Here is a 9,860-nt window from a genome sequence, read left to right on the forward strand (position 1 = left end):
GGAGGCCCACGGCCACGCTCTGGAGGGCGCTGGTGACCGCCGAGATCTGGGTCAGGACGTCGATGCAGTAGGTGTCCTCGTCGACCAGCCGCTGCAGGCCGCGCACCTGGCCCTCGATGCGGCGGAGACGCTTGAGGTGGGCGTCCTTGTCCTTTGTGTAGCCGTGCTCGCCCGTTGCGGCGTGCGCCGCGCAGTGGTCGTCCGGGCGGGCGTCGGCCTCGGTGGTCGTCATGGGTCCTCCGTAAGTTGTTAGTCGGCCCGGGAGGGCCGGGGTGCCGGCGTGGCGCGGGCAGGGGCGCGCGGGTGTCCGGGAAGGGCGTCCATGGTCGGGAATGCGCCATGTTCGGGCTCGGCTATCCACTGAGATGTATACCCCTCGTGGGTATAGTCTACTGGATTCGGGTGGGCTGGTTCAGGGCACTGTTAGCTATGGGCGACACTGTGGGAGGCCGCCTCGCTGTGGCTGAATGATGCGCTTAGCATCAACGAGACCGTCATCGATGCACCCCGAGGATCTCCAGTGCGCTTTCGTCTGACCCCCAGGGAGACGAGCTTCTACGACATGTTCGCGGCCTCCGCGGACAACATCGTCACGGGCTCGAGGCTCCTCATGGAATTGCTCGGGGCGGAATCCTCCGCACGCGCCGAGATCGCCGAGCGGATGCGTGCCGCGGAGCACGCGGGAGACGACGCGACCCACGCGATTTTCCACCACCTCAACGTCTCCTTCATCACGCCCTTCGACCGGGAGGACATCTACAAGCTGGCCTCCTCGCTCGACGACATCATGGACTTCATGGAGGAGGCCGTCGATCTCGTCGTGCTCTACGAGATCGAGGACCTGCCGAAGGGCATCGAGCAGCAGATCGAGGTGCTGTCGCGGGCGGCGGAGCTGACCGCCGAGGCCATGCCCCACCTGCGCACGATGGAGAACCTCACCGAGTACTGGATCGAGGTCAACCGGCTGGAGAACCAGGCCGACCAGATCCACCGCAAGCTGCTCGCGTACCTGTTCAACGGCAAGTACGACGCGATGGACGTCATGAAACTCAAGCAGGTCGTGGACGTACTGGAGGAGGCGGCGGACGCCTTCGAGCACGTGGCCAACACGGTCGAGACCATCGCGGTCAAGGAGTCCTGACCGACTGTGGACACGTTCGCTCTGGTCGTGACCATCGCGGTCGCGCTCTTCTTCACGTACACGAATGGCTTCCACGACTCCGCGAACGCCATCGCCACCTCCGTCTCCACCCGCGCCCTGACGCCGCGCGCCGCGCTGGCCATGGCCGCGGTGATGAACCTCGCGGGCGCCTTCCTGGGCAGCAGCGTCGCGAAGACCGTGAGCAAGGGGCTGATCGAGACACCGCACGGGTCGAGCGGGATGGCCGTCCTCTTCGCGGGGCTCACGGGCGCGATCGTATGGAACCTGATCACCTGGTACTTCGGGTTGCCGTCCTCGTCCTCGCACGCGCTCTTCGGCGGCCTGGTCGGTGCGGCGCTGGCTGGCGGCATCGTCGTCATCTGGTCGGGTGTCATCGAGAAGATCGTCCTGCCGATGTTCATCTCGCCGGTCGTCGGGCTGCTGCTCGGCTACGGCGTGATGTGCGGCATCCTGTGGGTCTTCCGCAAGTCCAACCCGCACAAGGCGAAGCGGGGCTTCCGCATCGCGCAGACCGTCTCGGCGGCCGGAATGGCCCTGGGACACGGTCTGCAGGACGCGCAGAAGACCATGGGTGTGGTGGTGATGGCACTCACCATCGCCGATGTGCAGGACGGCAACTCCATTCCCACCTGGGTCAAGTTCGCCTGCGCGGGGATGCTGTCGCTGGGTACGTACGCGGGCGGCTGGCGCATCATGCGGACGCTGGGGCGCAGGATCATCGAACTGGATCCGCCGCAGGGCTTCGCCGGTGAGACGACCGCGGCCGGTGTGATGTACACGGCGTCCTTCATCTTCGACGCGCCCATCTCCACGACGCACGTCATCACCTCCGCGATCATGGGTGTGGGGGCGACGAAGCGGGTGTCCGCGGTGCGCTGGGGCGTGGCGAGGAACATCGTGATGGGCTGGTTCATCACCATGCCGGCCGCCGGGCTGGTGGCGGCGATCTGCTACGGGATCGTGTTGCTGATCTTCGGCTGACGGCCGGCTGCTGACCGCCGTCCCCGGCTCCCGGGGGCGGGGGCGAACGCGAAGGGCTCGCCCCCGGAGATCCAGGGGCGAGCCCGCGCCTTGCGGTGGCACCGCCATGCAGCACCGCGAGGCCGTCTGCGCGGCCGTGCCGTTCGCGCTCGGCGCAGGGTCAGCCGAAGCGGCCCGAGATGTAGTCCTCGGTCGCCTGGACGGACGGGTTGGAGAAGATCCGCTCGGTCTCGTCGACCTCGATGAGCTTGCCGGGCTGCCCGACCGCCGAGAGGTTGAAGAAGGCCGTGCGGTGGGAGACCCGTGCCGCCTGCTGCATGTTGTGCGTGACGATGACGATCGTGAACCGCTCCGTGAGTTCGCCGATCAGGTCCTCGATCGCCAGCGTCGAGATGGGGTCCAGCGCGGAACAGGGCTCGTCCATCAGCAGCACCTGCGGCTCCACGGCGATGGCGCGGGCGATGCACAGCCGCTGTTGCTGGCCGCCGGAGAGGCCGGAGCCGGGCTTGTTCAGGCGGTCCTTGACCTCGTTCCAGAGGTTGGCGCCCTTGAGGGACTTCTCGACGATGCCGTCCAGTTCCCGCTTCTTGTAGCTGCCGTTCAGGCGCAGCCCCGAGGCGACGTTGTCGTAGATGGACATCGTCGGGAAGGGGTTGGGGCGCTGGAAGACCATGCCGATGGTGCGGCGTACGGCGACGGGGTCCACGTTCGTGGCGTACAGGTCCTCGTTGTCCAGCATCACCTTGCCCTCGACCCGGCCGCCCGGGGTGACCTCGTGCATCCGGTTGAGGGTGCGCAGGAAGGTGGACTTGCCGCAGCCGGAGGGCCCGATGAAGGCCGTCACGGAGCGGGGCTCGACGCTCATGGAGATGTCGTCGATGGCCCGGTGGCCGCCGTAGAAAGCGGTGAGGCCGCTGACGTCTATTCGCTTGGCCATGGTGTCAGTCCTCTCGGGGGCTGTACTGGGGTCTGGGGTGCTCCCCCAGTGAGTGCGGTCTCGGGGCTCGCCGTCCGGGGTCGCCGTCGTGCGGACCTGCGTGTGTACGGGCATGTCAGCGGCCCGCCGTCTTGGGCGCCTTCCAGCGGGCGATGCCGCGGGCGACCAGGTTGAGGATCATCACGAAGGCGATGAGCGCGAGCGCTCCGGCCCAGGCGCGTTCGATGCTGGCCACGTTGCCGAGCTTGTACTGGTTCCAGACGTAGAGCGGCAGCGACTCCTGCGCGCCCGCGAAGGGGTTCGGGTTGATCAGCGGGTTGCCGAAGACCAGCAGCATGACGGGCGCGGTCTCACCGGCGATCCGGGCGATGGCGAGCATCACGCCTGTGGTGATGCCGCCGATGGCGGTCGGCAGGACGACCTTGAGGATCGTCCGCCACTTCGGCACGCCCAGCGCAAGTGACGCCTCGCGCAGCTCGTTCGGTACGAGCTTGAGCATCTCTTCCGTGGAACGGACCACCACCGGCATCATCAGGATCGCCAGCGCCATGGAACCCGCGAAGCCGGACGGGCCGAAGCCGAGGCCGAGGTTCCAGAAGGCGAGGACGAACAGGCCCGCGACGATGGACGGAATTCCCGTCATGACGTCGACGAAGAAGGTGACGGCCTGGGCGAGCCTGCCGCGCCCGTACTCGACGAGGTAGATCGCGGTGAGCAGCCCGATGGGGGCGGCGAGGAGCGTGGCCAGCCCGACCTGTTCGAGGGTGCCGAGCAGCGCGTGGTAAACGCCGCCGCCCTTCTCGAGGTTGGTCATGCCGCCCATGGAGTGGGAGAGGAAGTAGCCGTCCAGGAGCTCGGCGCCGCGGCTGAAGGTCGTCCAGGCGAGGGAGACCAGCGGGACGACGGCGATGATGAAGCAGACCCAGACGACGCTGGTGGCCACCCGGTCCTTCGCCTGCCGGCGGTCCTCGACCGCACTGGTGACCGCGTACGTGCCGATCACGAAGAGCAGGCCGGCGATCAGGCCCCACTGGATGCGGCTGTGCAGGCCCGCCGTGTTGCCGATGCCGATGCCGAGCCCGACCGAGATCAGCGCGATGGCGCCGGTGGACCAGCGGGGCAGGCGGCGGTGGGCGAGGGGCGCGGTGGGTGGCTGCGGATCGCTGCGCTGCGGCTTGTCCAGCAGTGCGTTGTCAGTCATGCCCGTGCCTCCGATTCCGTCGCTGCGTTGCTGCTCATGTCCCGGCTCATGCGTTGGCCCCCGAGTACTCCTTGCGGCGGCCGATGATGTAGCGGGCGGCGCCGTTGACGAGCAGCGTGATGACGAAGAGGACGAGGCCGGAGGCGATCAGTGCGTCCCGGCCGAAATCGTCGGCCTCGTTGAACTTCGCGGCGATGTTCTGCGCGAAAGTGCCGCTGCCCGCGTCCAGCAGGTGCAGGCTGAAGAGGAAGCCGGGGGAGAGCACCGTGGCCACGGCCATCGTCTCGCCGAGCGCGCGGCCGAGGCCGAGCATCGAGGCGGAGATGATGCCGGAGCGGCCGAAGGGGAGGACCGACATCCGGATGACCTCCCAGCGGGTGGCGCCGAGCGCCAAGGCCGCTTCCTCGTACATCTTCGGTGCCTGCAGGAAGACTTCGCGGGTGACGTTGGTGATGATCGGCAGGATCATGATCGCGAGCAGGATGCCGACGGTGAAGATGGAACGGGCGGGGCTGCCCGGGTTCGACATCTCGAAGACGGTGGTCCAGCCGAGGAATTCGTCGAGCCAGCTGGTGAGGCCGTCGAGGTAGGGGACGAGGAAGAGGGCGCCCCAGAGGCCGTAGATGATGGACGGCACGGCGGCCAGCAGGTCGATCACGTAGGCGAGCGGGGCCGCGAGCTTGCGCGGCGCGTAGTGGGAGATGAAGAGCGCGATGCCGACGGCCACGGGCACGGCGATGACCATTGCGATCACCGAGCTGACGACCGTGCCGAAGGCGAGGACGCCGATACCGAAGGCGGGCGGGTCACCCTGCGGGTTCCACTCGAAGGCGGTCAGGAAGTTGACCGAGTCCTTGGATATCGCCAGTGAGGCGCGGTAGGTGAGGAACGCCGCGATGGCGGCCATGATCACCAGCAGGGTGATGCCGGAGCCGCGGGAGAGGCCGCGGAAGAGCTTGTCCCCGCGGTGCACTGCCTGGCCCTTCACGGGCGCGGCGGCGGGTTCGTCGGGTTGCTTCGGCGGTGGTGCTGCGGAAGTGCGAGAGATGTCCATGGTGTCTCCGGTCTGGTGGGGAGGTTTCCCCTGGCGGCGGTGCACCGGATCGGGCTGTCAGTCAGGCGTGGGGGCCGGCCCCGCGTGGGGGCCGGCCGTTTCACGCGTCGTGTGCGGCGGTGGGGATGGTCAGGACAGCTCCGGGACGGTGCTGCGGACCTTCTCCGCGATCTTGTCGGGCAGCGGCGCGTAGCCGAGCTCGGAGAGAACGCTCTGGCCGTCCTTGCTGGCGGTGTAGTTCAGGAAGGACTTGGTGGCGGCGAGGGTGCTCTTCTTGTTGCCCTTGTCACAGGCGATCTCGTAGGTGACGAGGGTGATCGGGTAGGCGCCCTCGGCCTTGGTCGCGTAGTTCAGCTCGAGCGACAGGTCCTTGCCCTTGCCGACGACCTTGGCGTCCGCGATGGCCTTGGAGGCGTTCTCCGACGTGGCCTCTACGGGCTTGCCCGCACCGGTGTCGATCTTGACGCTGTCGAGGTTGTTCGCGGTGGCGTAGGACAGCTCGAAGTAGCCGATGGCGCCTTCGGTCTGCTTGACCTGCTGGGCGATGCCCGCGGAACCGGAGGCGGACTGACCGCCCTTGGCCTGCCAGGACTTCTCGTCCGGGTACTTCCAGTCGTCCTTGGCCGCGGTGCCCAGGTACTTGCCCAGGTTCTGCGTGGTGCCCGACTCGTCGGAGCGGTGGAACGGCTGGATGTCGGTGCTCGGCAGCTTCGCGCCCGGGTTGAGCTTCTTGATCTTCGGGTCGTTCCACTTCTTGATCTTCGAGTCGAAGATCTGAGCGGTGGTGGACGCGTCCAGTACGAGGTTGTCCACGCCGGGGAGGTTGTAGGACATCGCGACCGGGCCGCCGACCATGGGCAGGTTGATGCCCTGGCCGCCCTTGCAGACCTTCTTCGAGGTGGCGACCTCTTCCGGCTTGAGAGCGGAGTCGGAACCGGCGAAGGCGGTGGTGCCCTGCAGCCATTCCTGTACGCCGCCGCCGGAGCCGATGTCCTTGTAGTTGATCTGGGTGCCCTTGCAGGCCGCCTGGTAGTTCTTGACCCAGGCGTCCACGGCGTTCTTCTGCGCGGTGGAGCCGGACGACAGGAGCTTGCCCTTGCCGTCGCACTTGATCTTGGCGGCCGCCTCCTTGGTGGCGCCGCTGGTGTTGGTGTCCGAGCCGCAGGCGGTGAGTACCAGGGCGCCGGAGACCGCGAGGGCGCCGACAGCGATGGCGCGCAGCCGGTTCGTGCGCTGAAGCTTCACTTTCGTTCAGTTCCTTCCTGGGGCCCGCCGGTAGGGGCGGCGCGCGAGATCTGGTGTGGATGCTTGGGTGCTTGGCGTTACGGAGCGGTACGCACTCCGTAAGGCTGAAATTAGACAGATCAGGTGAAGCGGCCGAAGGAGGCGAATGAACGTGAGGTGAACCTCGGCGGGCGGGCCGGTGGCGCCGGGCGTGGCCCGTGGACCTGGGTATTCGCGCGGGCCGCTCGAAGAGTGAGGGGCATATGACAGTTGCGGAATGCCGTCTGCCATTCCGTACATACGTGCGGGAGCGTTAGGGTCCCCTCGACAGTCCGGCATGCGCACGAGCACCCGACCAGCCGCGTGTGCCAGGGCTGAGTTGCCGACCGGCGCTCCAGCGCGCCCCTCGGGGGGAGGGAAGAGGAAACGCATATGCCCGTACGCGTGCAACGGGAGGACGCCGATCCGGCGTCGTCGCGCGCGTCACTGCCACGCCAGAGCGGCGGGTCCGAGCGACCCGAGGGGACCGCGAAGGGCGGGCTGACGCTGCTCGTGATCGAGGACAACCTCGGGGCGAGCCGCAGCGTGCCCGAACTGCTGGACGCGGCGAGCGGATACCTGCCGGGCGGCCCCCTTCCCGGGGCGCCGGGCGACCGTATCAAGGTGCGCACCGCGCGTAACCTCACCGAGGCCGAGCGGCTGCTGACCGACGACGTGCAGTGCATCCTGCTCGACCTGGCGCTGACCGGCCGATCCGGTGCGTCCGCTGGGGCCGGTGCGTCCGGTGCGTCCGGTGCGTCCGGTGGATCGGGCGGATCCGATGAGCTGGACATTCTGCGGCACGTGCTGCTGCTGGCGCCCCGGCACGCCGTGCTGGCGCTGACGGACGGCGCGGACGCGGAGCGCGCGGCGGAGGCCGTACGCGTCGGGGCGCAGGACTATCTCTTCCGTGACGAACTCGACGGACGGCTGCTCCACCGCGCCATCCGCTACGCCGTCGAACGCAAGCGCGCCGACCTCGCCCAGCGCCAGCTCACCGAGTCCCGGCTGCGGGCGCAGGAGAACGCCCGCCTGGAGCGCGGGCTGCTGCCGACCCCGCTGCTGGCGGGCAGCGAACTGCGCTTCGCGGCCCGCTACCGCCCCGGCCGCTCCCGCGCACTGCTGGGCGGCGACTTCTACGACACGGTGCGCACGTCCGACGGCACCGTGCACGCGATGATCGGCGACGTCTGCGGCCACGGTCCGGACGAGGCGGCGCTGGGAGTCGAGCTGCGCATCGCCTGGCGGGCCCTGACCTTCGCCGGTCTGTGCGGCGACGAACTGCTGGGGACCCTGCAGAAGGTGCTCGACCACGAGCGCCCCAACGACGAGATCTTCGCGACGCTCTGCACGGTCGAGATCTCCCCGGACGGACACCGGGCCGGCATCTGCCTGGCCGGACACCCCTCACCGCTCGTCGCGGGTGGGGGCGGTTCGACGCCGAGGCTGCTCCCGTACGACGAGTGCGGACCGGCGCTCGGTGTCGTGCCCACGGCCCGCTGGCCGCGCCGGCAGGTGGAACTGGGCGGCGCCTGGAGCCTGCTGATGTACACCGACGGCCTCATCGAGGGCCGGGTGGGCGAGGGCAAACAGCGCCTCGGTCAGGAGGGGATGGTCGACCTCGTGGCCGAGCGGATGGCGCAGGGCAAGCGGGGTGAGGCGCTGCTGGACGCCACGATGGAGGACGTACGGGCGCTGAACGGCGGCGAACTCACGGACGACGTGGCAGCGCTGCTGCTCGACCGCGGCTGAGGACTGAGCGGCGCGGCTGCCGTGGCTGCTGGAGTTCTCAGCGGCCGTTGAACGGCCCGTAGGGACCGTCGCTGCTGCTGCCACCCTTGCGGGGGCCGTTGCCGGTGACCTGCTTGAGCGCCGGGCGGACGTCGACGATGTAGACGATCGTCGCGATCAGGCCCGCGATCTGCAGGAACAGGATCGGGTAGATGTTCACGGCGATGGTGAGACCGAGAATGATCAGCCAGAACGGCTTCGTCTTCTTGTCCGCCGCGGTGTAGGCGTCGGTACGGCGCAGCGCCCCGTCGATGAACGCGAACACCGCCATGAGCAGCAGGACCAGGGAAAGCACCCACAGCACCTCGAAGAAGCCCTGCATCAACACGTCGTCCACATCCCTGTGCGTACGGAGTCCAGCCGACTCGCGCTCATCCTGCCTGCCCTGCCACGGTACCCGTTCGCCGGACCGGTCAGCGGGGCTGTGCCCGGACCGGTCCGGCGAACAAGGCGGCGGCTTCGGTCAGGAGTCCGACTTCGGCGGCGTCTTCTTGGCGGAGGGCGAAGCCGGCTTCTGCGCTGTCGGCTTCTGGGTGGTGGCCGACTTCTGGGTGGTCGTCTTCGCCGTGGTGGTCTTGCGGGCGCCGCCACCGTTGTTCTGTGCGGTGCCGGTGGTCTGGGCGCCGGCCTTCGTGCCGGCCTGCCCGCCGCTCCGCGGCTGTGCTTGCCCGCCGCTCCGCGGCTCGGCCGGCGGCTCGGCGACCTTGACCGGCCGCTCGCGCTCCACGGTGACCTGCGGGGCCTCGCCGTCGCCCTCGCCGCGCCAGTTCTGCACGGCGCCACGGCCACGGTCGGCCAACTCGTCGTAGGCCTCGCGGGCCTTGACGGCGTACTCGGCGGCGACTCCCACGCTCTGCAGAGCCAGGTGCTGTGCCTGCTCACGCAGCTTCTTGATGTCGGTGTCGATGCCGCCCAGCGTCTCGCTGACCTTGGCCTGGGTCTCCTTGGCCTGCTTGGTGAAGCGCGCCTGCACTTCCTTGGGGTCGGCCGCCCGTACGGCGGCGATCCGCTCCGGGGCCTCCTCGCGGATCTTGTCGAGGACCCCTGCGGCGAAGTAGAGGGGCTTCGGGTCGGTGAGCGTCTTGCGGAGGTCGTTGGCGTTGGGCATGAGAGGTCCCTCCCTGTGAACTGACTGCTATCGGGCGTCGGCCTCGGTGGCCTCGGCTTCGTCTTCCTGTGCGTCCTCGTGCGCGCTGCCCGGCCCGTTCTCCTTGCGGAAGGACTCGTAGATCTGGAGCAGCGCCTGCTTCTGCGGCTCGCTGATCGACGGATCGGCGAGGATCGCGGCCGGAACCTGCAACAGCTCCTTCCGGTCACGCTCGTCGAGGATTCCGGCCTGTACGTAGAGCGTCTCGGCCGAGATCCGCAGCGCCTTGGCCAGCTGCTGGAGGATCTCGGCGCTCGGCTTGCGCAGGCCGCGCTCGATCTGGCTGAGGTACGGGTTGGACACCCCGGCGGCGTCGGCGAGCTG

At 68.6% G+C, this 9,860-nt stretch carries 11 protein-coding genes; 3 read left to right on the forward strand and 8 right to left on the reverse strand.

Going from position 1 to position 9,860, the window contains the following annotated elements:
- On the reverse strand, positions 1 to 232 hold a 232-nt coding region (locus tag ACRDP3_RS13650; RefSeq protein ID WP_431517184.1), incomplete at its 3' end, for a metal-sensitive transcriptional regulator.
- Between the two features lie 288 nt (positions 233 to 520).
- Here ACRDP3_RS13650 and ACRDP3_RS13655 point away from each other — a divergent pair.
- Complete coding sequence (locus tag ACRDP3_RS13655; RefSeq protein WP_431517185.1) at positions 521 to 1,141, forward strand: DUF47 domain-containing protein; 621 nt, start codon at positions 521 to 523, stop codon at positions 1,139 to 1,141.
- A 6-nt stretch (positions 1,142 to 1,147) separates the two neighbouring features.
- Positions 1,148 to 2,143: an inorganic phosphate transporter gene (locus ACRDP3_RS13660; RefSeq protein WP_431517186.1), complete on the forward strand. Its 996-nt coding sequence runs from the start codon at positions 1,148 to 1,150 to the stop codon at positions 2,141 to 2,143.
- A 160-nt stretch (positions 2,144 to 2,303) separates the two neighbouring features.
- Here the strand turns inward: ACRDP3_RS13660 and pstB are convergent, their stop codons facing one another.
- The 4 genes from pstB to pstS all read right to left on the reverse strand — a co-directional run bounded on the left by pstB (position 2,304) and on the right by pstS (position 6,580).
- Positions 2,304 to 3,080 (reverse strand): phosphate ABC transporter ATP-binding protein PstB, encoded by a 777-nt coding sequence (pstB, locus tag ACRDP3_RS13665; RefSeq protein ID WP_431517187.1) that lies wholly within the window; start codon positions 3,078 to 3,080, stop codon positions 2,304 to 2,306.
- Positions 3,081 to 3,195: 115 nt separating this feature from the next.
- The gene (gene pstA, locus ACRDP3_RS13670; protein WP_431517188.1) at positions 3,196 to 4,281 is read right to left on the reverse strand and encodes a phosphate ABC transporter permease PstA; all 1,086 of its coding nucleotides are present in this window, start codon (positions 4,279 to 4,281) and stop codon (positions 3,196 to 3,198) included.
- Positions 4,282 to 4,327: 46 nt separating this feature from the next.
- On the reverse strand, positions 4,328 to 5,335 hold the full coding sequence (gene pstC, locus ACRDP3_RS13675) for a phosphate ABC transporter permease subunit PstC (RefSeq protein ID WP_431517189.1): 1,008 nt from the start codon (positions 5,333 to 5,335) through the stop codon (positions 4,328 to 4,330).
- A 129-nt stretch (positions 5,336 to 5,464) separates the two neighbouring features.
- Positions 5,465 to 6,580, reverse strand: a complete 1,116-nt coding sequence (pstS, locus tag ACRDP3_RS13680; protein WP_431517190.1) for a phosphate ABC transporter substrate-binding protein PstS — start codon at positions 6,578 to 6,580, stop codon at positions 5,465 to 5,467.
- A 411-nt stretch (positions 6,581 to 6,991) separates the two neighbouring features.
- Here pstS and ACRDP3_RS13685 point away from each other — a divergent pair, with 411 nt between their 5' ends.
- On the forward strand, positions 6,992 to 8,350 hold the full coding sequence (locus ACRDP3_RS13685; RefSeq protein WP_431517191.1) for a PP2C family protein-serine/threonine phosphatase: 1,359 nt from the start codon (positions 6,992 to 6,994) through the stop codon (positions 8,348 to 8,350).
- A 37-nt stretch (positions 8,351 to 8,387) separates the two neighbouring features.
- Here ACRDP3_RS13685 and ACRDP3_RS13690 read toward each other — a convergent pair whose 3' ends face one another.
- The 3 genes from ACRDP3_RS13690 to ACRDP3_RS13700 form a co-directional block, all read right to left on the reverse strand.
- Positions 8,388 to 8,717, reverse strand: a complete 330-nt coding sequence (locus tag ACRDP3_RS13690) for a DUF2516 family protein (protein ID WP_431517194.1) — start codon at positions 8,715 to 8,717, stop codon at positions 8,388 to 8,390.
- Between the two features lie 135 nt (positions 8,718 to 8,852).
- A complete protein-coding gene (locus ACRDP3_RS13695) occupies positions 8,853 to 9,497 on the reverse strand; it encodes a hypothetical protein (protein WP_431517192.1) in 645 nt (214 codons plus the stop codon).
- A 27-nt stretch (positions 9,498 to 9,524) separates the two neighbouring features.
- Positions 9,525 to 9,860, reverse strand: a 336-nt coding sequence (locus tag ACRDP3_RS13700) for a helix-turn-helix domain-containing protein (protein WP_431517193.1), incomplete at its 5' end; no start/stop codon positions are given.

The organism is Streptomyces sp. (genome assembly GCF_050698815.1).
Classification (GTDB): Bacteria; Actinomycetota; Actinomycetes; order Streptomycetales; family Streptomycetaceae; genus Streptomyces.